The following is a 23,549-nucleotide window of genomic DNA, read 5'->3' as shown; positions in this document are numbered from 1 at the left end:
TCGAAAACTTTTTTTATTTAGTACGACGACAGATTGAAGATTGAGAGTAAAAACTGTAGTCTTCATTGATTGAAAAATGCATTCCATCGTTCAACGGTGTATAATAGTGATACTTGGGGTGAGGTTATGAAACGATTGGAAGTTATTTTTAGTTATGTGATTGGTGCATACTTAATCTTCTTAGGTATTGTCTCGTTAATAAAACATGAAAATATAACAATGTACCACGAAAAAGGAGTATTTTCTCAAGAAACACCAACGATAAAAAACGGGCTAGATTTGTTTAATGCATTCTTTGATGAGATTGAAATGATCCTAGGTCAATCCATTGGTGGCTTCCCAATACTATTTAGCATTATTGTTTTTATACTAGGGTTACTCTTCATTTACTTTGGACGATTACTTAAAAAAACGACGGATTACGATAAGCCGCTGATGATGACTTATTTCGTATTCAGTTTTATATTTGTCATGATGACAACATTACTTATGACGGTTGTTTATAGTTATTTAGCGTGGTTATTTTTTGTTTTCTTTATGTTGCTAGGGTTGTATTTTACATATAAGCATCGATTAAATCCTGAAAATGACAAAGTACACTATTTCTTATTGCTAATAATGTTTATGATTGCGTACGTATCAACTCAACATTACGTATATCACGTGCTAGACCAAGATGTGTTTACACCGTTTGATGTGTTAAGTATAAATATCTTTTTCACGGTATTAACAGCACTGTCATTTATGTCATTATACGTCGCATTGTATTTGAAAAAATCTCTCATGCCTTGGGGATATGTTGATTCAAATGAAGAAGTGTTATCTAGACGACTGAAGAGGCAAAAAAGAGGGCCGATAGATTCCAATAAAGTCTATTTATTTGATCCATTGCATGATGTCTTAACGAAATTAAATCCAATAAGATTGTTTGAAGATGATCCATGGTTTAGATGGCCATCGTGGTTGAAAGTGACATATATTGAGTTGTTTCTAGGGATGATTATGCTGATCTTTGTTGGGATTGAATTCAATAATCGTAACGGGTTATTAATATCAGGAGATTTCAAAATTTCCCAATTAAATATGATTTATGAATGGTTAAATTTATTTGTATTGTTATGTGGCGTATTGTTATATATTATAGTAACGGTCTTGAATATATTGAAAGATCGCTACGGTGCGATTCAATTTGTACTCATATTTTTAATTACGTTGAAATTATTCACGAGTCTATCGATTAAATTATTCCAAGACGTTGAACTGGCACAGTTAATCCTACCGATTAACTTATTATTATGTATTATTTCTATACCGATGTTACTGATCAATTTAAGCAAAAACTATTAAAGGAGTTTCTATGAAACAAATTAAAATTACAAAAAATTTCAAGCAGTATAAAGACGGCTTATGGCTTATTCAACAAAGTGATATCGATACGAATCATCATTTAACTGAAGGAGAACCATTCGTGCTCACGATCGATGATGATGCGATTGGAAAAGGAATTTACGGTATTCAAAATAAAGGTGTCGGATGGTTATTTACAACTGATTTGAGAGAAGATTTCGATGAATTTTTTGTAAAAGATCAGCTCTATCAAGCGCTTGAAAGTCGTCAAAGTCTATTCAATCAAGATGGAATTAATTGTCTAAGATTATTCAATGATATCGGGGACGGTATTGGCGGTGTCACGATTGATTTATATGGCACGGATGTATTGGTCACATTCTACAATAGAGGTATTCATATGTATCGCCATTATTTCTATGATGCATTAGATGATTTGTTGGATTGTGATGTTATTATAGAGCAACAACGCTTTCTAGAACAGGTTACACATGAAGTCATTAAAGGGGACCCAACCTATCCGAAAGTCGTTCAAGAACATCACATTAACTATATGATTGACCTTTTGGATGGTGCGATGAGTGGTTTATTTATGGATCAACGTGATGTCAGAAATAAAATTATTAAAAATTATACACCACGTAACATGTTGAACTTATTTAGTTATAGTGGAAGTTTTTCAATCGTTGCAGCGTTGAACGGTGCAACGACGACGAGTGTTGATGCAGCGAATCGTACAACTGAGTTGATAGAACGAAATATGGCATTGAATGAAATTGATCCCACTGAACATTCTATATATATTATGGACGTATTCAATTACTTTGACTATGCGAAGAAGCATCAGTTAATGTATGACTTTATCATGATTGATCCGCCGAGTTTTGCTCGCGTCAATGATCGAATCTTCTCAGTGTTAAGTGATTACCCTAAGTTGATTAAAGATGCAGTAGAAGTCGTAGAAGACAATGGAACGATTGTTTTATCAACGAACCATAGTGATATTTCATTGAAAGACTTCAAGAAGATGATCGACAAAACGATGTCGACGATTGATATCGACTATACGATTGAACATACGATTGGATTACCGAAAGATTATGTCACTTCAAAACATTATAAGAAAGGTAAATACTTAAAAGTTGTCTTCTTAAATATTAGCAAAATGATTGAACAATAAAAAAATCGGGCATATATCACTGAACACAATAATATTTCAAAAAAGGTGATTACTATGAATAGACCAACAACAGAAGCAGAAATTCAAGCGCGTAAAGCAGAAGCGTTGAAACTAATAAAGCGTAAATCGATGTATTCATCGGTTGCAGCAATCGTCCCGATTCCAGGGCTTGATGTAACAACAGATATGAAATTGATGTCTGATATCGTCAATGATATTAATGAACTGTTCGGATTAAGTCATAAAGATGTCCAAAAGTTACCAGATTCATTAAAAAAGAAAGTGTTAATTATGGCAACAAGTGCTGGTAGTGAATTTATAGGGCGGAGAGTTACTAAAACGATTATCGGTATATTTTTCAGATCAACTGCTAAGAAACAAGTTGCCAAACAGTCGAAGTATATTCCATTCATCGGACAAGCGGTTGCAGGTGGAATTAGTTATTACATGATGAAGAAAATGGGTGAAGATCATATCGAGAAATGTGTGAACGTTTCAAGGCGATTAATCTCATAAATTGAATTCATGTTAAAAATTGTGATAAAATACTTGTATATATATACTAAAGGAGAATGATCATTATGGAACAACAAACATTTACAATTACTGACGAAACAGGGATTCATGCACGCCCAGCAACATTATTAGTGCAAGCAGCATCAAAATTTGACTCTGACATTCAATTAGAGCATAACGAAAAGAAAGTGAACTTAAAATCAATTATGGGTGTTATGAGTTTAGGCGTTGGTCAAAATCAAGATATTACAATTATTGCTGAAGGCGATGATGAGAAAGAAGCAATCGAAGTGATTGCGTCAACATTGAAAGAACAAGGATTGACAGACTAATGAGTAAAATAATTCAAGGGATACAAGCGAGTGATGGAATTTCTATCGCTCCTTGTTATTTATTTGTAGAACCTAACTTAAATATTGACAAGAAAACAATCGATAATCCACAACAGGAAATTACTCGCTTTGACAATGCGATGCACGAATCAAAAGTACAACTGACTAAAATTCGTAATACTGCTGAAGAAGCATTAGGTGCTGAACATGCGGCTATTTTTGATGCGCATTTACTTGTGTTGGATGATCCTGAATTAATTCACCCGATTAAAGAGGCCATCGAACAAAAGTCTGTCAATGCAGAATCAGCATTAGAAGATAAAGCGAATGAATTCATTCAAATCTTCGAATCAATGGATAATGAATATATGAAAGAACGTGCTGCTGATATTCGTGATGTTTCAAAACGAATTAAAGCAAATTTACTTGGTGTTGAATTGCCCAGCCCAGCGACAATTGATCACGAAGTGATCGTCGTTGCGCATGATTTAACACCATCTGACACGGCACAATTAAACAAACAATTCGTTAAAGGCTTTGTCACAAATATCGGTGGTCGTACATCACACTCAGCAATTATGGCACGTTCATTAGAAATTCCAGCTGTAGTCGGAACGAAATCAATCATCGATGAAGTGAATAATGGAGATATTTTGATCATTGATGGTGAAGCTGGTGTTGTTATCGTTGATCCAACTGAAGAAGAGATTAGCGAATACACTGAGCGCGCACGTCAAGTTGAACAAGATAAAGAAGAGTTAAAACAATTTGTCGAGGAAAAAACAGAAACAAAAGATGGACATCATGTTGAACTAGCAGCGAATATTGGAACACCGAAAGACGTTGATAGCGTGATTGAAAACGGTGGTGAAGGTGTAGGATTATTCCGTACTGAATTCCTATATATGGGCCGAGACAATATGCCAACAGAAGATGAGCAATTTGAGTCTTATAAGACAGTGCTTGAAGCAATGGACGGTAAGCCAGTTGTTGTTAGAACATTAGATATCGGTGGAGATAAAGAATTAAGTTATTTAGATATGCCGGAAGAATTGAATCCATTTTTAGGTTATCGTGCAATTCGTCTTTGTTTAGATCGTGAAGATATTTTCAGACCACAATTGAGAGCATTGCTTCGTGCATCAACTTATGGAACATTGAAAATTATGTTTCCAATGGTTGCGACAATTGATGAATTTAGACAAGCGAAGTCAATTTTACTTGATGAAAAAGAGAAACTTAAATCAGAAGGTCATGACGTGAGTGATGACATCGAAGTTGGGATTATGGTAGAAATTCCAGCAACTGCGATGATTGCTAAGCAATTTGCTAAAGAAGTAGATTTCTTTAGTATCGGAACGAATGACTTAATTCAATATACATTTGCTGCTGACCGTATGAGTGAGCATGTATCGTATTTATATCAACCATTTAATCCATCATTGTTACATTTAATCAAAAATGTCATCGATGCTTCTCATGAAGCAGATATTTGGACAGGTATGTGTGGAGAGATGGCTGGAGATTCAAGAGCCATCCCATTATTGCTTGGACTAGGGTTAGACGAATTCTCTATGAGTGCGACGAGCATTTTGAAAGCAAGAAGACAAATGAAATCGCTCACGACAGATGAAATGAAGAAATTATCTGACGAAGCATTACAATGTTCTACAAGTGAAGAAGTATTAGATCTTGTGAACGCTTATGTAAAATAATTATTAAGAATTCATTCATCATGACATAAAAGATAAAAAAGTCGCTATACTTTATATTAAGTATAGCGACTTTTTTTAGAGCTAATTTTAGGATGATGAAGATAAATATTTTTTATCTTTTAGCACGCTTTCTATTTTGTCGAAGTCAACGTGATATATTTTTTCATCGTCGATTAAGATGAATGGTGTACTCATTGCATCATATTTAATAATTAATTCTTTCTTGTACTCGTTATGATGTGTGATGTTACGCTCTTCAAACTGGATTTGATGGTCTTTGAAATATTGTTTAACGAATTGGCATGGTGGACATTGGTCTTGTGTATAAATGTAAATCATAATAATTACTCCTTATAAATATAATGTCATGATAGTGTCATATGTTATGTTCGTCATTTATGAATATGACTGATATAATGATAACCATAATACATGAAAATGAAGGGATGTTCAATATGGATCAAGTCATTATTGCTCGAATGCTCGCTGCAATGACGTTAGCATTTCACATTATATTTGCAACGGTTGGTGTTGGTGTACCAATCATTATTATGATCACTGAATTTCTAGGGATAAAAAATAAAGATAAGCATTACTTAGCGATGACTAGAAGAATCTCTAAAGGCTATACAGTAACTGTTGCGGTTGGTGTTGTAACCGGGACAATTATCGGCTTACAGCTTTCATTATTATACCCTACGTTCATGGAAATGGGCGGTCATGTGATTGCGTTGCCGTTATTTATGGAAACCTTCGCATTTTTCTTTGAAGCAATTTTTTTAAGTATTTATTTATATAGTTTTGATCGTTTCAAGAATTTATGGACACATTGGCTACTCAATATTCCGATTGTACTTGGTTCAACGCTTTCTGCGGTCTTTATTACGACCGTCAATTCATTTATGAATACGCCCCAAGGATTTGACGTTGAAGGGGGTAAACTTGTTAATGTTCAACCGCTTGAAGCGATGTTTAATCCAAGCGTACCAGTAAGAGTATTACATGTCGTATTTACAGCGTATATGACAGTGGCATTTATCGTGGCATCTATTGCAGCATTCAAACTCATTCGAAATAAGTTCACCGAAGACCGCACTTATCACAAGAAAGGTTTGAAAGTTGCACTCATTACAGGGATTATTTTCTCTGTTATTGCGATGTTTGCAGGTGACCTCAGTGCGAAGTTCTTGCATGAGCATCAACCTGAAAAGCTTGCCGCAATGGAATGGCACTTTGAAACAGAGTCACAAGCAGATCTTGTGCTTTTCGGGATGTTAGATGAAGACACTCAAGAAGTGAAAGGTGCTTTGAAAATTCCAGGTGTATTAAGTTTTCTAGCAGGTAATTCGTTTGATACAGAAGTTACTGGATTAAATGATATTCCTAAAGATGAACAACCGCCACTCATCATTCACTATTTCTTTGACTTTATGGTGTTCTTTGGAATGTATTGTTTGGCTATAGCAGTAGCCTTTATGTTGATATGGAAATTTAAACCGAAATGGATTCATAATAAATTATTATTATCACTGGTCGTGCTGACTGGACCTTTTGCGATGCTTGCGATTGAAGCTGGTTGGTTCTTAGCTGAAATGGGCCGTCAACCATGGATTTTACGTGGTTATTTGAAGGTCAGTGAAGCGGCAACTGATGCACCTGGATTAATCTTGACATTCGGTGGCTTCTTATTACTCTATATCATTCTCGGTGTAAGTAGTGTGTATGTATTAACTCGTATGTTTAAAGATAAAAGTGCTAAAGCACAGATGGATGAACTCGATGATCATACGCTATTGAATGATCAGAAAGGAGGGTATTAACGATGATATTTGGTCTTGAATATCAAACGATTGGGATCATTGTATTGTGGACCTTCTTACTCGGTTATGTCATTGTAGGAAGTATAGATTGGGGTGCTGGATTTTTTGCATTATATGGTCGAATTACAGGACGAACAAAAGATTTAAACCAGCTCATCGCTAGGTATTTGAATCCAGTATGGGAAGTGACGAATGTATTCTTCGTCTTCTTCTTCGTCGGGATCGTAGGCTTTTTCCCAGAGACAGCTTATTACTATGGGTCTACGTTGTTAATTCCTGCAAGTATTAGTTTGATTATATTAAGCATTCGTGGCGCATTTTATGCGTTCGAGAACTACGGTATTGATTCCAAGTTAAGTTGGACGATATTGTACGGTTTAAGTGGATTATTTATCCCGGCTTCATTATCAGTCGCGCTAGTTATATCTGAAGGGAATTATATCGTTGAAGGTGCTAACGGTCATTATCTTGATTGGCAATCGTTAATCTTAAGTCCGTATGCGTGGAGTGTTGTGCTATTAGCAATTATATCAGTACTCTATATTTCAAGTGCATTTTTAACGACATATGCACACATTGCTAATGAAACGATAGGCTATTCGATCTTACGCCGTTGGTTTTTAATGTGGGCAGGCCCAATGATCTTCACCTGCTTATTTGTTTTCATAAGTTTGAGAGAACATAATCATGAACACTTTATGAATGCCGTAAATAATCAGCTATGGTTATTTATAGCTAGCTTCATCTTGTTTATTTTCGCAACATTGTTGTATTATTTTAAAAAAGCCCACACCATAGCATTCATTTGTGTTTTTTTACAATTTAGCTTTGCATGGTTTGGTTATGGTATGAGTAAGATGCCGTATATATTATATCCATATATTAACGTCAACGAATCAGTTGTTAATCCATCGATGGCATTGAGCTTAACAATTGCATTTATTCTTGGATTATTGTTGCTTGTACCTTCATTATTACTGTTGCTTAAATTATTTGTCTTTAACAAAGCTTATGTTAAAGGGATGAAGTAGGGAGGCTATATTATGCAAAAAGAGTTTGTCGTGATTGGTCTAGGTCGTTTCGGTGGAAGTATTGTGAAAGAATTAAAAGATTTAGACGCTGACGTGTTAGCGATTGACTTAGATGAACAACGGGTTAATGAATATAAAGAAATCGCAAATGAAGTTGTGATCGCAGATACTACCGATGAGAATGCCTTGAAGAGTATTGGAGTCAGAAATTTTGATCATGTGATCGTATCGATCGGTGATAATATTCAATCGAGTATTCTAACAACAATCATCTTAAAAGAACTTGGATGTAAACAAGTGACTGTTAAAGCACAAAGTGATTATCATGCAATCGTGCTCGAGAAAATAGGGGCAGACTATGTTGTACATCCAGAGCGAGATATGGGCAGGAGAATTGCGCATAATATCATGTCATCTAGTGTATTAGATTATTTAGAATTAAGTGATGAATTTTCACTCGTTGAGATGAGGTCGAGTGGATTCTTATTGAATAAAACATTGATAGAGTTAAATATCCGTGCCAAATATGCACTGAATATTATCGCAATTAAACGGAGTGAAGATATTATTGTAGCACCTGATCCAAATGAGGAGATTTTGGCGGGGGATATTTTAATTATGATTGGTAAAGACAAAGACTTAAACCGATTCGAGAAAGTCATTCGAGAAGATTAAATCTTTATAAAAAAACTGCGGATTATAACTTGGTTATAATCCGCAGTTTTCTATTAAATTATTTATTCTCATTAACATCCATAATAATAGGTAAAATCATCGGATTTCGATGCGTACGATCGTGTAAGAATGGACTTAATGAATCAATAATTGTTGATTTTAAGTGGTGCCATTCGACGTGTTCACTTTTCGAAAGTTTTTTGTGTAATGTTTTCGTCAACATACGTTCAGCTTCGTAAATCATCTTACCGCTTTCACGCATATAGACGAAACCTCGTGAAATAATATCTGGTCCTGACATTAATGTGTTCGTGTTGAAATCAACACTAATGACAACGATGACTAAACCTTCTTCACTGAGCATTTTACGATCATTAATAACCACATTGCCAATATCTCCAATACCATGACCATCTACGAGAATAACACCAGCTTTGATTGGTTGTGCTTCTCGTGCTGAATCTTTTGTTAAAGCAAGCATGCGACCATTATCTAATACAAAGATATTGTCATCTGGAATACCGGTATTGACTGCCAGTTGTCTATGCAAATCTAGCATACGATATTCACCGTGAATCGGCATGAAATATTTCGGCTTCATCAAACGAAGCATTAATTTTTGCTCTTGTTGAGAGCCGTGTCCTGATGTATGGATATTTGATAATTTACCGTGAATGACTTCTGCACCAGCTTTATAGAGTGCATTAATCGTACGATTCACACTTAATGTATTCCCTGGAATAGGTGATGATGAGAATACGACCGTGTCGTCTGGAATGATCGAGATTTGACGATGTGTACCATTCGCAATTCTTGATAGTGCAGCCATCGGCTCACCTTGTGAACCAGTACATAAAATCATGACTTCATGCTTAGGGTAGTGATTCATATGCTTTGTTTCAATGAATGTCTCTGGTGGTGCTTTAATATAGCCTAGTTCTGTTCCAATTCGAATGTTGTTTTCCATACTGCGACCGAACACCAAAATCTTACGGTTGAATTTAACTGCAGCTTCAACTGCTTGTTGAACTCTGAAAATATTCGAAGCAAATGTCGCGAATATAATACGTCCTTTACATTGTCTGAAGATTTGTTCAACGTTTTCACCGACTTGTTTCTCACTCATCGTAAAGTTTGGCACTTCTGAATTCGTTGAATCACTGAGTAAGCATAATACGCCTTCTTCACCGAGTTTTGCCATACGTGCTAAGTTTGCCGGTTCACCAACCGGTGTGAAGTCGAACTTGAAATCACCTGTATGGACAATATTTCCTTCGGGTGTATGGACTACGACCCCATACGCTTCAGGTATAGAGTGAGTCGTTAAATAAAATGATACTTTCAAGTTGCCAAGGGTCAATACTGTATCTTCTTCAATTGGATTTAAAGTCGTTCTTGATAGTAATTTATGCTCTTCCAATTTGTTGCGAATTAACCCAAGTGCAAGTGGTCCTGAATAAATCGGCACTTCAATTTGCTTGAGTAAGAACGGGATACCACCAATGTGGTCTTCGTGACCATGCGTCACGATCAAACCTCGTATTCTATCTTGATTTTGAACATAGTAAGTATAATCTGGAATGACATAGTCAATTCCTAGCAGGTCATCGTCTGGAAATTTTATCCCAGCATCGATTAAAATAATATCGTCTTTATATTCGACGGCGTAGGTATTTTTACCAATCTCACCTAAACCACCAAGGGCGACAACCCCAACTTCATTTGATTTTAAAGGTTCCATTATATCTTTTCCACCTTGAAATCATCTGAAGCTTGTTCATATTGTAAATGAGCTTCTGTTAGTTCTTCCACATGTTCGATATTAATATCTTGTCCTGCTAGAGACTTACGCACTTGTTCAATTGTTTCTGCTTCGAAATACTTTGCTTTAGTTGCTTCACGAATAACCATACGTTGGTTATGGTCTTGATAATATACTTTAAAAATTGCCATAATAATTTTGTTCCTCCAAATTTTATATATAATTTATTGTTAATTTATTGATTTATTTTGATGATAAATAAATAATGCCCTCTTAAATAAGGGCAAATAATTATTGTTAATTATTTTAGTCAGCCATTTCTAACGATGGCACCTCTATCATTTCTTAATATCATTTTACATGATAAACTTAAATAAATAAAGTAGTTATATTTATTAATGGAGGAATCGTGTTGAGATATAAAATGATTTGTTTAGATGTCGATGGAACGATATATAATGAAGAAAAAGTTGCATCAGAAGCAACAATTGCAACGATTAAACAATTACAACATGCAGGTTATAAAGTGGTCATTGCAACAGGACGCGCACCGTTTTTTATTGAACCTTTATTAGAGCGATTGGGGATTGATTCATTTATTTGTTTAAATGGTCAGCTTGTAAAAATTGATGGTCAATATATTCGTAAAGTACCTGTTCCACATGATGCTCTAGAAGCTATTAGAGCGCGCTCGATTGAACACGGACATCCAATGGTATTTTTCTCAGATGAAACTTATAAGACAACTTCTCTTCACGATTATGTTATAGATAGTCTGTCGACGTTAAAGATTACATTACCAGAAGAAGATGAATCGTTTTATGAATCACATGATATATATCAAGCGTTATTGTTCCACCGTGCTGAGGAGGATCATTTATATGATGATGTACTCACTGAAGTTAAACAATACCGTTGGCATGAAGTGAGCCGTGATATCGTTCCGAAAGAAGGTTCGAAATTTGAAGGTATCAAAGCGGCATGTGACTATTTAGGGATCACAACAGATGAAGTCATTGCCTTCGGAGATGGACCGAATGATATAGAGATGTTGTCAAATGTTGGATTAGGTGTTGCGATGGGCAATGCATTAGATGAGGTTAAAGCATGTAGTGATTATGTGACGAAATCAGTAGATGACGAAGGGATTACATATGCGGTCCGTGATCTAGATTTATTAATGATGTCTAAATATAGTCAACAGACCTATGAGTACATTCAAGAGATTAAATCACACCATGTAAAATTCATTGAAATTCATGATGAACGTTTTTTTAAATTGTATAACGCACAAAATGATAAAATAGATGTTGTCGAAATTGATGACCAATATTTCGAAGAGATGATTCAATATTTGCTAGAAGCTAAAATTCAATATACAAAGTTATAATATTGATTGAATCGTTATTAATATCTTTACTCACTCCGACGATTTTTCTGTAATCAGAGTAAATTGTAATTACTCTGAATACGGGTGGAAAAGTGTCGGAAATCGTCTGGTATTCAGAGTAAAACGCAAGTACTCTGAATACGGGGTGGAAAAAGAGTTGAAACTAGTCTGGTATTCAGAGTAAAACGCAAATACTCTGAATACGGATGGAAAAAGAGTTGAAACTAGCCTGGTATTCAGAGTAAAACGGAAATACTCTGAATACGGAAATGAAATCATTAATTATTCAAAGAAATAGCGATAAAATTTGAAGTTCATCAAATTTTATCGCTATTTTCATTTAAATCGAAAACTAAAAATGATTATAATTCAACAGCATTGTCAACTTTTTTAAATGGATCTTCTTGATTAATATGATCATAAAACATGACACCATTTAAGTGGTCAATCTCATGTTGTGCAACGATTGCTTCGAATCCTTCAAATCGATGTTTCACCATTTCACCGTCCATCGTATATGAACGAACGGTAACTTTGCGATAACGTGGGACGTATCCAGGGATTTGTTCATCGACACTCAAACACCCTTCACCAGTTGATAAGTAAGCGAGTTCACTAGAATGTGCGATAATCTTTGGATTGATTAATACTTCTTCAAGCAATACATTACCTTCTTCATCTTTAATAAAGAGTGCAATCATTTGTTTTGAGATGTTAATTTGAGGTGCTGCAATTCCAACGCCTGGTCTAAGTTGTTGTTGTTCAGCTATCTTGTCATCTTGGCTACGCTTCAAATAATCCATCATGTCATGAAGTGTCTTTCTATCTTCATCGTTCAATGGCAATTCAACAGGTTGTGCTTTTAATCTTAAAGTGTCATGTGGGTCTCTAATAATCTCTTTCATTGTAATCATTTCAGTACACCTCTTAATAATGTATTTCATTTCAATGCAAGTCATCATTTTAGTCATGATTTTATCATAATTTTATCACAAAATAGATATTGTTTATATAAGATAAATGTTAAAATTATTGTTGAGTACCCGGACATTATATTAAGGTGGTTCAATTAACACGATGAAAAGATTGTGATATAATGTACATGGTATTAAATATAAAAGATTAGAAAGGTTTGGTGTAATAATGGCAACTCAAAAGAAAACATTCGATGCAGTAGAAGTATTGAATGAAATCGAATCGAAATTCGATATGGTCCAAATTCTTGATCAAGAAGGAAATATCGTGAATGAGGACTTAATGCCTGATTTAACAGATGAACAGTTAGTAGAATTAATGGAAAGAATGGTATGGACACGTGTCCTAGACCAACGTTCAATTTCTTTGAATAGACAAGGACGTTTAGGATTCTATGCACCAACTGCAGGACAAGAAGCTTCTCAGCTTGCAAGTCAATATGCACTTGAGTCAGATGACTATATTTTACCAGGTTACCGTGATGTTCCACAGTTAATTTGGCAGGGCTTACCATTAACGAAAGCATTCTTATTCTCACGTGGTCACTTCGAAGGGAACCAATTCCCAGAAGGTGTTAACGCACTTAGCCCACAAATTATCATTGGTGCACAATATGTTCAAACAGCCGGCGTTGCATTAGGAATCAAAAAACGCGGTAAAGACGCAGTTGCAATTACTTATACAGGAGACGGCGGTACAAGCCAAGGGGACTTCTATGAAGGAATCAACTTTGCAAGTGCATACAAAGCACCAGCGATTTTCGTCGTTCAAAACAACCAATACGCAATCTCAACACCTCGTGATTTACAAACAAATGCGAAAACTCTTGCTCAAAAAGGTGTCGCATCTGGTATTCCAAGTGTGTTAGTAGATGGTATGGATGCATTAGCAGTATACAAAGTGACGAAAGAAGCGCGTGAACGTGCAGTTAAAGGTGAAGGTCCTACTTTAATCGAGACGATGACGTATCGTTACGGTCCACATACAATGGCTGGAGACGATCCAACAAGATATCGTACTGAAGAAACAGATACAGAATGGGAAGCAAAAGACCCAATCATTAGATTCCGTAAGTTCTTAGAAGCTAAAGGATTATGGAATGAAGAGAAAGAAAACGAGCATATTGAAAAAGCGAAAGAAGACATTAAAAATGCTATTAAAGAAGCAGATGGTGTAGAAAAACAAACTGTGACTCAATTAATGGAAATCATGTATGATGAAATGCCTTCTAACTTAAAAGAGCAATATGAAGTCTACAAAGAAAAGGAGTCGAAATAACCTATGGCACAAATGACGATGATTCAAGCCATCACGAATGCGATGCAAACAGAACTTAAAAATGACGAAAATGTATTAGTTTTCGGTGAAGACGTAGGGGTTAACGGAGGAGTATTCCGTGCAACTGAAGGTCTTCAAAAAGAATTCGGCGAAGATCGTGTATTCGATACACCACTTGCTGAATCAGGAATTGCTAGTTTGGCACTGGGATTAACATTAGAAGGATTCCGTCCAGTAGCAGAAATTCAGTTCTTTGGATTTTTATTTGAAGCGATGGATGGTGTTGCGGGTCAAATCGCACGTCATAGATATCGTTCAGGTAATTCTAAACAAGCACCAGTTGTGATTCGTTCACCTTTCGGTGGTGGGGTTCATACTCCAGAATTACACGCTGACTCACTTGAAGGTTTAGTGGCTCAAACACCTGGACTTAAAGTCATTATCCCATCTAACCCATACGATGCGAAAGGATTATTAATCGAAGCGATTCGCTCGAATGATCCGGTCATTTATTTAGAACATATGAAATTATACCGCTCATTCAGAGATGAAGTCCCTGAAGAAGAGTACACGGTTGAAATCGGTAAAGCAAAAGTGAAGCAAGAAGGAGAGGACATCACATTAATCGCATACGGTGCAATGGTTCAAGAAGCAATGAAAGCAGCTGAAGAACTTAAAGAAGAAGGTATTAATGCTGAAGTCATCGACTTAGTAACTGTATCACCAGTAGATTACGATACGTTAGTTAAATCGGTTGAGAAAACAAACCGTGCTGTGATGATTCAAGAAGCTCAACGTCAAGCAGGTATCGCTGGACAAGTGATTTCTGAATTACAAGAACGTACTATCTTAAGCCTAGAAGCACCAATTGGACGTGTCACTGCGGCTGACACTGTATATCCATTTACTGCTGCTGAAGGTGTTTGGTTACCAAACAAAAAGGATATTGTACAAAAAGCAAAAGAAACTGTAGAATTTTAATTAATATAAACCTATTTAGGAGGAATCATAGTGTCATTTGAATTTAAATTACCCGATATCGGTGAAGGTATCCACGAAGGTGAAATCGTAAAATGGTTCGTCAAAGATGGCGATGAAATTGCTGAAGATGATGTATTATGTGAAGTACAAAACGACAAAGCAGTCGTTGAAATTCCATCTCCAGTATCAGGAACTGTTGAAAAAGTGCATGTTGAAGAAGGTACAGTTGCGGTTGTCGGTGATGTAATCGTATCAATCGACTCTCCTGATGCTGAAGGCATGACGTTCAAAGGATCTGATGAAGAAGATAGCTCTAAAAAAGAAGAAAAGAAAGAAGCGCCGAAAGAAGAACCTAAATCTGAAAACAAAGAAGACAATAATTCTAATGCATCATCAAATGAAGATGTAGATGAAAATCGATTAGTCATTGCAATGCCTTCTGTGCGTAAATACGCTAGAGAACAAGGTGTAAATATTAAAGCAGTATCTGGTTCAGGTAAAAATGGTCGTATCTTAAAAGAAGATATCGATGCATTTAATAACGGTGAACAGCCAACAAACGCTTCAGCGGCTGAGCAAACAACTGGAGAAGCTGCATCAACTGAAACAGCACAAAAAGCGACTGAAGTACCAGCAGGTGAAATGCCTGAAACACGTGAGAAGATGAGTGGTATGCGTAAAGCGATTGCTAAAGCAATGGTTAACTCTAAACATACTGCACCACACGTGACGATTATGGATGAAATCGATGTTCAAAAATTATGGGATCACCGTAAAGCGTATAAATCAGTTGCTGAAGAACAAGGTATTAAATTAACATTCTTACCTTACGTTGTGAAAGCTTTAGTATCAGCGCTTAAGAAATACCCAGCATTGAACACATCAATCGATGATGAAACAATGGAAATTATTCAAAAACATTATTACAATATTGGTATTGCAGCAGACACTGAGAAAGGTTTATTAGTTCCAGTTGTGAAAAATGCTGATCGCAAATCAATGTTTGCAATCTCAGATGAAATCAACCAACTTGCAGCGAAAGCTCGTGATGGTAAATTATCATCTGACGAAATGAAAGGTGCAACATGTACAATTTCTAACATTGGTTCAGCAGGTGGACAATGGTTTACACCAGTTATTAACCACCCAGAAGTTGCAATCTTAGGTATTGGTCGTATCGCTCAAAAACCAATTGTTGTTGATGGTGAAATTATTGCAGCACCAGTACTTGCGTTATCATTAAGTTTTGACCATAGACAAATTGATGGATTGACTGCACAAAACGCAATGAATCACATTAAGAGATTATTAAATAATCCAGAATTATTATTAATGGAGGGCTAATATAATGGTAGTAGGAGATTTTCCAATTGAAACAGATACTATAGTCATTGGAGCAGGACCAGGTGGATATGTTGCAGCGATTCGCGCAGCTCAACTTGGCCAAAAAGTTACAATCGTTGAGAAAGGTGACCTTGGTGGTGTGTGCTTAAACGTAGGTTGTATTCCTTCTAAAGCAATGCTACAAGCATCTCACAAATTTCACGAAGCACAACACTCTGAAGACTTTGGTGTTGTAACAAATGATGTATCACTTGATTTCAGTAAAGTTCAAGAATTCAAAAACGGTGTCGTTAAGAAATTAACTGGCGGTGTTGAAGGATTATTGAAAGGAAATAAAGTTGAGATCGTTAAAGGTGAAGCATTCTTCGTTGATGAAAACAACTTGAAAGTGATGACTGAAAAACAATCACAAACGTATACATTCAAAAATGCAATCATCGCAACTGGATCTCGTCCAATCGAAATCCCTAACTTCAAATTTGGTGAGCGCGTATTAGATTCAACAGGTGCACTTGCATTAAAAGAAGCGCCTAAGAAAATGGTTATCGTTGGTGGAGGTTACATCGGAAGTGAGCTTGCTACTGCATACGCAAACTTCGGTACAGAAGTGACGATTTTAGAAGGAGCTAAAGATATTTTAGGTGGATTTGAGAAATCAATGACACAACTTGTGAAAAAATCATTTAAGAAAAAAGGTATCGAAATCGTCACAGAAGCGATGGCTCAAAAAGCTGAAGAAACAGATAACGGTGTGAAAGTGACATATGAAGCAAAAGGTGAAACGAAAGAAATAGAAGCGGATTATGTATTAGTAACTGTTGGTCGTAAGCCAAACACTGAAGAAATCGGTCTTGAGCAAGTTGGTATTGAAATGGGTGAACGTGGCTTAATCAAAGTCGACGAGCAAAGTCGTACATCTGTTAAAAACATTTATGCAATTGGTGATATCGTTCCTGGTTTACCACTTGCACATAAAGCTTCATATGAAGGTAAAGTTGCTGCTGAAGCAATTGCTGGAGAGAAATCTGCTGTTGATTACTTAGCAATGCCAGCTGTATGTTTTACTGAGCCAGAACTTGCTACAGTAGGTTATGATGAAGGATCTGCGAAAGATGCTGGTTTAGAAGTGAAAGCTGCTAAATTCCCATATGCTGCAAATGGTCGTGCATTAAGCATGAATGCAACAGATGGATTCGTGAAATTGATTACACGTAAAGAAGATGGTTTATTAGTTGGTGCTCAAGTGGCTGGTGCAGGTGCATCAGACATTATCGCTGAACTTGGATTGGCGATTGAGACAGGTATGACTGCTGAAGATGTTGCATTAACAATTCACGCACATCCAACGTTAGGTGAGATTTCTATGGAAGCAGCGGAAGTTGCATTAGGAACACCAATTCATATCGTAAAATAATAAATTATAATTCAAGCTCCTCTAATGAGGAGCTTTTTTTGGAGGTTTGTATGGAATACTCTTATCCAATCGACACAGATTGGTCTACAGAAGAAATAACGAAAGTTATTCACTTTTTTAATTGTATAGAGCAACATTACGAACAACAGAATGTTAGTGATGAAGCAATCCTTAGTCATTACAAAGCATTTAAACAAGTCGTCCCATCAAAAGCGTTAGAGAAAAAGATGTTTAAACAATTTGAACGTTCAACATCGTATAAAGTATATGATGTCGTTAAAGCTGCATTAAATCATTCAAAGTAAACCGTTGAAATTTATATTTCAACGGTTTTTTTATGCAAAAAATGATTGTTAAATGTATATTCATGTGGTAAATTCATTCAGTAATACAAAACAAAGTGTTTCGTAATAGTAAACAAGGAGGGTGATTATGGATATTGGCAAACGATTGAAGGCGTATCGAAATATTAATCAAATGACACAAGATGAACTTGGTCATCGAACAAATCTATCAAAGTCGTATATATCCCAACTTGAAAATAATAAAGTACAAGCAACGGTTGAATGTTTCTTACATATTTTATCTGTACTTGATGTATCCCCAACTGAGTTTTTCAATAGTGAAAATGATGAACAAATCATTCATAAGCATAATGACCAAACAATCGTGAACGAAGACGGTATTACGATGCGTTGGCCAATTAAACAATCGAATGCGATGGAGATGGAACCTATTATTATAACCCTAGAACCAGGTGCCTCGATGAAGAAGTTTAAGCCTTCGAAGGCAGAAACATTTATCTATATACAACAAGGCCATTGCACTCTTAAAATTGGAGAACATCAATACGTCGCAAATCAACATGATGCGATGTATTTCAAATCAAACGCATCTCATCAAATCATAAATACATCAGATGATATAACAACTTTTACGATGGTAATGACACATTCATATATATAAGGAGGATGTTATGGAACATATTTTAACATTAGATCAAATTGAAAAATCATTTGGCGAACAGAAGGTCATTAAACCGATTTCTATTGAAATGGAACGGGGGAAATTTTATACATTACTTGGCCCAAGTGGTTGTGGTAAAACAACATTGCTTAACATTATTGCTGGATTCGTTAAACCAGACAATGGGACGATTTATTATGATGGTAAAGATATTACTGCTAAAACACCGAATGCTCGTGAAGTCAATACAGTGTTCCAAAACTATGCATTATTTCCACATATGAATGTGTATGATAATGTTGCATTCGGTTTGAAATTAAAAAAATTGAACAAGAAAGCAATCAGAGAAAAAGTTGAAGAAGTACTCACATTAGTGAACTTAAAAGATTATCAAAATAGTGATATTAACGACTTAAGTGGAGGCCAGAAACAACGTGTTGCGATTGCACGTGCGATTATTAATGAACCGAAAGTTTTACTACTAGATGAGCCACTGAGTGCACTAGATTTAAAACTAAGAACAGAGATGCAATATGAGTTAAAAGCGATTCAAAAACGATTAGGAATTACATTCGTCTTTATTACACATGATCAAGAAGAAGCACTTGCGATGAGTGATTACATTTATGTCATGAAAGATGGTGTCGTTGAACAATCAGGAACGCCGACAGATATTTATGATGAACCCGTTAACCGCTTTGTTGCAGATTTTATCGGTGAATCAAATATTATTGAAGGGACGATGATTGATGATGGTATCGTTCAAATGTATAACAAGCGTTTTGAATGTGTCGATGGAGGATTTGAACCGATGGCGAATGTTGAAGTCGTGTTGCGTCCAGAAGATATAGAAGTGACCGATGAGTTAGAAGGATTATTAGACGTGACGATTAAATCCTCATTGTTTAAAGGGGTACATTACGAGTTAATCGGTGTTGATAATGAAGGATATGAATGGTTAATTCAAACGACGAAGAAACGTCTTGCAAGGGATAAAGTTGGACTCAAATTTAATCCGGAAGATATTCATATTATGTTACCAGGTGAAACGGAAGATGAGTTTGACGCGAGATTGATGCGTTATCAGGATGTGTTGAATGATGAGTAACATACGTAAATATATAGGACTGCCATATTTAGTTTGGATTCTTCTATTTGTCTTAATGCCACTCGTATTACTCTTCTTTCAGTCATTTCAATCACAAGAGAATACGTTGACGCTTGCTAACTATATGAATTTCTTTACGTGGAGTTATATTAAGATGACGATCATGAGTTTTATCTATGCATTGATTATTACGCTCTTTACATTAATCGTTAGTTATCCAATTGCATTATTAATCAATTCATTACGCCATAAGCAATTCTGGTTGTTGATTATTATTTTACCAACATGGATTAACGTTTTACTGAAAACATATGCGTTTATCGGTGTCTTTGTAAAGGATGGATTGTTAAATAATATACTGAATGTGTTTCATTTAGCAGATCAACAATTTTTATTTACACCAATGGCATTTATTATCGTCAGTGTGTATATTTTTATTCCATTTATGATTTTACCGATATTTAATAGTCTCCAAGATATCGACCCAGCATTGATACGAGCTAGCCATGACCTTGGCGCTTCAAAAATAGAAACGTTCAAACGAGTCATTATACCATTATCAATGAATGGTGTAAAAACAGGCATTCAAGTTGTGTTCATCCCCGCATTATCACTCTTCATGATTACACGATTGATTGCAGGAAATACAATCGTCACGTTAGGTACAGCGATTGAGCAGCAATTTTTATTCAATCAAAATTTTGGAATGGGATCAACAATAGGTGTGTTTTTAGTCATCATTATGATTCTAATCATGCTTGTGACGAAATCAAATGATCAGTATGGAGGAATGAAATCATGAAAAAATTCTTTCTCGCACTGATTGTGTTTGTATTATATTTTCCGATTTTATTTTTAGCGTTTTATTCATTTAATTCAGCAGGCAATATGACATCCTTTGAAGGATTCACATTGGAATATTATCGTAATGTGTTAACCGATGACCGGTTGATGTCAATCATTTTTAATACGTTGAGTATTGCATTAATTTCATCCAGTATTGCGACAATATTTGGATTAAGTGGTGCATTGATGCTTTATTTAATTCGATCGAAACATATGAGGTCAACGTATTTGTCAATCAATAACATATTGATTGTATCCCCTGATGTTATTATTGGTTCAAGCTTTTTAATACTATTTATGTACTTAGGGATTCAACTCGGATTTATGAGTGTGTTACTCAGTCATATTGCATTTTCAATTCCAATTGCCACGTTAATGATTTTGCCGAAGCTCTATGAGATGAATGATGAAATGATTAATGCAGCAATCGATCTCGGAGCATCAAAACTAGACGTTTTAACTAAAATTGTGTTGCCGAATATTAAGCCAGGTTTGATTGCTGCATTTTTAATGTCATTGACGTATTCATTAGATGATTTTGCGGTGAGTTTCTTTGTGACAGGTAATGGATTTAGTGTGTTAAGTGTTGAAATATACTCGATGGCGAGAAAAGGGATCACGATGGAAATCAATGCGATTTCAACATTGATCTTTGTGATCGTCATGATCTTAATTGCTGTATACTACATGGTCACTCAAAGAGGACGTAAGGAGGTTCAATCATGAAACAATTAATCCAATGGATTGTCATTCCGATTATTATTGGTATTTTGTGTCTTTTTGTTTCGAATCAATTGAGTCAAACCGAGTCTGTCGATGGTAAAGTACTATATGTTTATAACTGGGGAGAGTATATTGATCCTGAATTGATTGACCAATTCGAGGAAGAGTATGGTTATAAAGTAATCCTTGAAACCTTTGATTCGAATGAAGCAATGCTTGCCAAGGTGAAAAATGGCGGGACGCATTATGACGTTGCAGTACCGAGTGAATATATGATTGAAATGATGAAAGAAGAGGATTTGTTAGTTCCTATTAACTATGAACAAATCCCTAACATTAAACATATCGAAGATGAGTTTTTAGACTTAAGCTTTGATCGGAACAATGAATATAGTGTGCCTTACTTTTGGGGAACAGTAGGGATTTTATACCATCCTGAAAGAACAAAGAGCATTGATTTCTCGAGTTGGGAAAGTCTGTATGATGAACGCCTCAAAAACGAAGTTTTACTCGTTGATGGGCCGAGAGAATCTTTAGGATTCGCATTAAACTTAAATGGCTATTCATTGAACAGTAAAGAAGATCAACAGTTGGATAAAGCGTACGACAGTTTATTGGATCTTACACCCAATATTCGCGGTATCGTCGGTGATGAAATCAATACGATGATGACACAAAATGAAGCGAAAGCAGCCGTTGTATGGAGTGGAATGGCACGAGATATTATGTGGGAAAATGAAGCATTGGACTATATCGTCCCTGAAGAAGGATCTAATCTGTGGTTTGATAATTTTGTTATTCCAAAAACAGCACAAAATACAAAAGGTGCCCATGAATTCATTAACTTTTTGCTAGATCCTGAAATCTCTGCACAGAATACGGAGTGGGTCGGATACGCAACGCCAAATGAAGCGGCGAAAGCATTGCTAGATAAAGAGGTCAGTGAGGATGAACGATTCTATCCAAGTGATCAAATGAAAGAAAAACTCGAAGTGTATGAAAACCTCGGTGAAGCGTATACAAATAAGTACTCTGAATTGTACTTGAAGTTCAAAATAAACTTAAACTAATAACATTTAAATTTCTGTTTTAAATATAGTATGATAGGGTATGTAAGTACAGAAATCATAATATTAGGAGGGACTTATATGTGCGATGGTTATGTAGAAATCAAACGCCCAGTAAAGCGTACGATTGAAAAAGTTTTAAGTATTATTGGTATATTATTATTATTACTTTCAATTGGTGGGACATTATTTTTAAAGTTTTTCGGAATGGATTCACCAGAAGTTAGATCTCAAATCGAGGATTCTTTGAAAAAAGAAATTGAAAATGATCCAACAATGCAAGAGATTACACCGGATCAAGTCATTAACTTATTCGAAAGAATTTTAGATTTTGGTTTATGGGCATTAATTGCATCATTAATCTTAAGTTTATTAGGATTTATATTAATGAAATCTAGAGTGATTGCAGGGTTATTATTCTTACTTGCTGCAATCGTTGGATTCCCAAGTTTGTTAGCAGCGTTATTATTCTTAATCGTTGCAATTATGCTATTCGCTCGTAAAGACAGAATTGAACATGTAAGAGAAGATTCAATTTCTGATTACGATCGTAAAGAGAGTAACCGTGATTATGACAGAGATGATCGATTTGAAGATCATCGCGACCGTAATGTTGTAGATCGTCATGATGATGTAGATCGCGAACGTAAAGACTATGATCGCACTCGTCCGGTAACAGATGATCGTCATGATTCAGATTATGATACTAAATTAGGTGGATATGATCGTGACAATGATCGTAACAATGCTTATGATGACAATCATACTTCTGCAACAGATGAACGTTCAAGACGCGTGGATGATCACAACATGAACAACCGTCAAGATAAAGATGGATTCTTTGATCGTAAAGATGATGATCGTAAATATTACGAAGGTGACCGTGATAACTCAGAAGTGATCAATCGCCGTCGTGACGATAACGATTATTAATAGATTTATAGAAAACCATGAGAACATTATGTTCTTATGGTTTTTTTCTGTAATCAGAGTAAAAGAGAAATACTCTGAATACGGGAGTGGAATGAGCTGAAAATGTTCTGGTAATCAGAGTAAAAGAGAAATACTCTGAATACGGG

At 35.6% G+C, this 23,549-nt stretch carries 24 protein-coding genes; 20 read left to right on the top strand and 4 right to left on the bottom strand.

The features are described 5' to 3' along the window. The first annotated feature begins 126 nt into the window (after nt 1–126). From EDD62_RS04490 to ptsP, 5 genes are all read left to right on the top strand, one after another. Nucleotides 127–1,347: a hypothetical protein gene (locus EDD62_RS04490; RefSeq protein WP_123807689.1), complete on the top strand. Its 1,221-nt coding sequence runs from the start codon at nt 127–129 to the stop codon at nt 1,345–1,347. 10 nt (nt 1,348–1,357) lie between these two features. Then, nucleotides 1,358–2,527 (top strand): class I SAM-dependent rRNA methyltransferase, encoded by a 1,170-nt coding sequence (locus tag EDD62_RS04485; protein WP_123807688.1) that lies wholly within the window; start codon nt 1,358–1,360, stop codon nt 2,525–2,527. Between the two features lie 54 nt (nt 2,528–2,581). Beyond that, on the top strand, nt 2,582–3,043 hold the full coding sequence (locus tag EDD62_RS04480; protein WP_077140007.1) for a DUF697 domain-containing protein: 462 nt from the start codon (nt 2,582–2,584) through the stop codon (nt 3,041–3,043). Nucleotides 3,044–3,108: 65 nt separating this feature from the next. Then, nucleotides 3,109–3,375, top strand: a complete 267-nt coding sequence (locus EDD62_RS04475; protein ID WP_077140008.1) for a phosphocarrier protein HPr — start codon at nt 3,109–3,111, stop codon at nt 3,373–3,375. Beyond that, on the top strand, nt 3,375–5,090 hold the full coding sequence (ptsP, locus tag EDD62_RS04470) for a phosphoenolpyruvate--protein phosphotransferase (protein ID WP_123807687.1): 1,716 nt from the start codon (nt 3,375–3,377) through the stop codon (nt 5,088–5,090). The genes EDD62_RS04475 and ptsP overlap by 1 nt, the downstream gene beginning before the upstream one ends. 87 nt (nt 5,091–5,177) lie before the next feature. Here the strand turns inward: ptsP and EDD62_RS04465 are convergent, their stop codons facing one another. Then, complete coding sequence (locus EDD62_RS04465) at nt 5,178–5,429, bottom strand: glutaredoxin family protein (RefSeq protein ID WP_414731047.1); 252 nt, start codon at nt 5,427–5,429, stop codon at nt 5,178–5,180. Nucleotides 5,430–5,545: 116 nt separating this feature from the next. On the opposite strand from EDD62_RS04465, the gene EDD62_RS04460 reads away from it, so the two are divergent. The 3 genes from EDD62_RS04460 to EDD62_RS04450 are packed head-to-tail and all read left to right on the top strand — an operon-like array spanning nt 5,546 to nt 8,616. After that, the gene (locus EDD62_RS04460) at nt 5,546–6,910 is read left to right on the top strand and encodes a cytochrome ubiquinol oxidase subunit I (RefSeq protein ID WP_123807685.1); all 1,365 of its coding nucleotides are present in this window, start codon (nt 5,546–5,548) and stop codon (nt 6,908–6,910) included. Between the two features lie 2 nt (nt 6,911–6,912). Beyond that, complete coding sequence (locus tag EDD62_RS04455) at nt 6,913–7,941, top strand: cytochrome d ubiquinol oxidase subunit II (RefSeq protein ID WP_123807684.1); 1,029 nt, start codon at nt 6,913–6,915, stop codon at nt 7,939–7,941. A gap of 12 nt (nt 7,942–7,953) precedes the next feature. Beyond that, nucleotides 7,954–8,616 carry a potassium channel family protein gene (locus tag EDD62_RS04450; protein WP_077140014.1) on the top strand — a complete coding sequence of 221 codons (663 nt, stop codon included), beginning with the start codon at nt 7,954–7,956 and terminating at the stop codon, nt 8,614–8,616. A gap of 58 nt (nt 8,617–8,674) precedes the next feature. Here EDD62_RS04450 and rnjA read toward each other — a convergent pair whose 3' ends face one another. Continuing rightward, a complete protein-coding gene (gene rnjA, locus EDD62_RS04445) occupies nt 8,675–10,357 on the bottom strand; it encodes a ribonuclease J1 (protein ID WP_077140015.1) in 1,683 nt (560 codons plus the stop codon). Next, nucleotides 10,357–10,569 (bottom strand): DNA-dependent RNA polymerase subunit epsilon, encoded by a 213-nt coding sequence (locus EDD62_RS04440; protein WP_077140016.1) that lies wholly within the window; start codon nt 10,567–10,569, stop codon nt 10,357–10,359. The genes rnjA and EDD62_RS04440 overlap by 1 nt, the downstream gene beginning before the upstream one ends. Nucleotides 10,570–10,790: 221 nt before the next feature. On the opposite strand from EDD62_RS04440, the gene EDD62_RS04435 reads away from it, so the two are divergent. After that, complete coding sequence (locus EDD62_RS04435; RefSeq protein WP_123807683.1) at nt 10,791–11,768, top strand: Cof-type HAD-IIB family hydrolase; 978 nt, start codon at nt 10,791–10,793, stop codon at nt 11,766–11,768. A gap of 362 nt (nt 11,769–12,130) precedes the next feature. Here EDD62_RS04435 and def read toward each other — a convergent pair whose 3' ends face one another. Further along, nucleotides 12,131–12,682: a peptide deformylase gene (gene def, locus EDD62_RS04430; protein ID WP_077140018.1), complete on the bottom strand. Its 552-nt coding sequence runs from the start codon at nt 12,680–12,682 to the stop codon at nt 12,131–12,133. A 229-nt stretch (nt 12,683–12,911) separates the two neighbouring features. Here def and pdhA point away from each other — a divergent pair, with 229 nt between their 5' ends. The 11 genes from pdhA (at nt 12,912) to EDD62_RS04375 (ending at nt 23,403) form a co-directional block, all read left to right on the top strand. Then, entirely contained in the window at nt 12,912–14,021 is a 1,110-nt protein-coding gene (gene pdhA / locus EDD62_RS04425; protein WP_123807682.1) for a pyruvate dehydrogenase (acetyl-transferring) E1 component subunit alpha, read from the top strand. 3 nt (nt 14,022–14,024) lie between these two features. Further along, complete coding sequence (locus EDD62_RS04420) at nt 14,025–15,002, top strand: alpha-ketoacid dehydrogenase subunit beta (protein WP_123807681.1); 978 nt, start codon at nt 14,025–14,027, stop codon at nt 15,000–15,002. A gap of 30 nt (nt 15,003–15,032) precedes the next feature. Beyond that, nucleotides 15,033–16,346 (top strand): dihydrolipoamide acetyltransferase family protein, encoded by a 1,314-nt coding sequence (locus EDD62_RS04415; RefSeq protein ID WP_123807680.1) that lies wholly within the window; start codon nt 15,033–15,035, stop codon nt 16,344–16,346. 4 nt (nt 16,347–16,350) lie between these two features. Next, the gene (gene lpdA / locus EDD62_RS04410; protein ID WP_077140022.1) at nt 16,351–17,760 is read left to right on the top strand and encodes a dihydrolipoyl dehydrogenase; all 1,410 of its coding nucleotides are present in this window, start codon (nt 16,351–16,353) and stop codon (nt 17,758–17,760) included. Nucleotides 17,761–17,810: 50 nt separating this feature from the next. Continuing rightward, the gene (locus EDD62_RS04405; protein ID WP_123807679.1) at nt 17,811–18,065 is read left to right on the top strand and encodes a UPF0223 family protein; all 255 of its coding nucleotides are present in this window, start codon (nt 17,811–17,813) and stop codon (nt 18,063–18,065) included. A 127-nt stretch (nt 18,066–18,192) separates the two neighbouring features. Then, nucleotides 18,193–18,726 (top strand): helix-turn-helix domain-containing protein, encoded by a 534-nt coding sequence (locus EDD62_RS04400; protein WP_123807678.1) that lies wholly within the window; start codon nt 18,193–18,195, stop codon nt 18,724–18,726. A gap of 10 nt (nt 18,727–18,736) precedes the next feature. Next, nucleotides 18,737–19,834, top strand: coding sequence for an ABC transporter ATP-binding protein (locus EDD62_RS04395; RefSeq protein WP_123807677.1), 1,098 nt, complete (start codon nt 18,737–18,739; stop codon nt 19,832–19,834). Next, a complete protein-coding gene (locus EDD62_RS04390) occupies nt 19,824–20,636 on the top strand; it encodes an ABC transporter permease (RefSeq protein WP_414731046.1) in 813 nt (270 codons plus the stop codon). The genes EDD62_RS04395 and EDD62_RS04390 overlap by 11 nt, the downstream gene beginning before the upstream one ends. After that, nucleotides 20,633–21,406: an ABC transporter permease gene (locus tag EDD62_RS04385; RefSeq protein WP_123807675.1), complete on the top strand. Its 774-nt coding sequence runs from the start codon at nt 20,633–20,635 to the stop codon at nt 21,404–21,406. Before EDD62_RS04390 ends, EDD62_RS04385 begins: the two co-directional genes overlap by 4 nt. Then, nucleotides 21,403–22,473 carry an ABC transporter substrate-binding protein gene (locus EDD62_RS04380; RefSeq protein WP_123807674.1) on the top strand — a complete coding sequence of 357 codons (1,071 nt, stop codon included), beginning with the start codon at nt 21,403–21,405 and terminating at the stop codon, nt 22,471–22,473. Before EDD62_RS04385 ends, EDD62_RS04380 begins: the two co-directional genes overlap by 4 nt. A gap of 78 nt (nt 22,474–22,551) precedes the next feature. Beyond that, nucleotides 22,552–23,403, top strand: a complete 852-nt coding sequence (locus EDD62_RS04375) for a DUF4064 domain-containing protein (protein ID WP_170152775.1) — start codon at nt 22,552–22,554, stop codon at nt 23,401–23,403. Nucleotides 23,404–23,549 lie beyond the last annotated feature (146 nt).

It is taken from the genome of Abyssicoccus albus (genome assembly GCF_003815035.1).
Lineage (GTDB): Bacteria > Bacillota > Bacilli > Staphylococcales > Abyssicoccaceae > Abyssicoccus > Abyssicoccus albus.
The sequence above is the reverse complement of the archived record's forward strand: the minus strand, read 5'-3'. Positions and strand labels throughout refer to the sequence as shown.